This is a genomic window from Mycobacterium simiae, assembly GCF_008370645.1.
Classification (GTDB): domain Bacteria; phylum Actinomycetota; class Actinomycetes; order Mycobacteriales; family Mycobacteriaceae; genus Mycobacterium; species Mycobacterium simiae_A.
Map to the genome: position 1 here is coordinate 1 of NZ_VTZN01000491.1, position 579 is coordinate 579.

Here is a 579-nt window from a genome sequence, read left to right on the forward strand (position 1 = left end):
GGTGCGGTGCTGGCCGATGTGGTCACCGGCCTGTTCGGCGGCGACGACCAGCGCCGCGACGAACAATCCCGGCGGCGCCTCTATGAGATGCTCTACGGCCCCAACGCCATCGATCCGGCGCTGCTGGGCCCAGGTCCGGCCGCGGCGCCGCCGCCGGCTCCGGGCGGGCCGGGTGCCCTGCCGCGGGCCACCGATCGGGCCGCCACGGCCTACGAGCAGGCCGGCGGCGCGGTGGCCGTCGCCGATGAGAAGCTCGCCGCGCTGCTCAAGCAGATCTTCGCCGCCCACGACGAGCTGCGAGCCAAGGTCACCGCGATCATCGGCGACATCGAAACCCACAGCACGGCGTTGGCGTCCGACCCGCGCCTGGCCGGCGACCCGGCGGCGCTTAGGGCGTTCCAGCACTACGTCGATGCCCGGCTGGGGGAGATTCAGGGGCTGCTGGACAACGCCAAGGTGGACGGCGCCAAGCGGGCCGCGCTGCTGGCCGAACTGCGCGAGGAGTACCGCGCCGGCACCGCCGGTGCGCACCCGAAGGACGCGGCCCACGGCGGCGGCGAGGGCGGGGCGGGCGGCCGG

General features: G+C 75.5%; 1 protein-coding gene. It reads left to right on the forward strand.

Going from position 1 to position 579, the window contains the following annotated elements:
* A partial coding sequence (locus tag F0Q45_RS26580; protein WP_149656661.1) for a DUF4226 domain-containing protein occupies nt 1-579 on the forward strand: 579 nt, incomplete at both ends.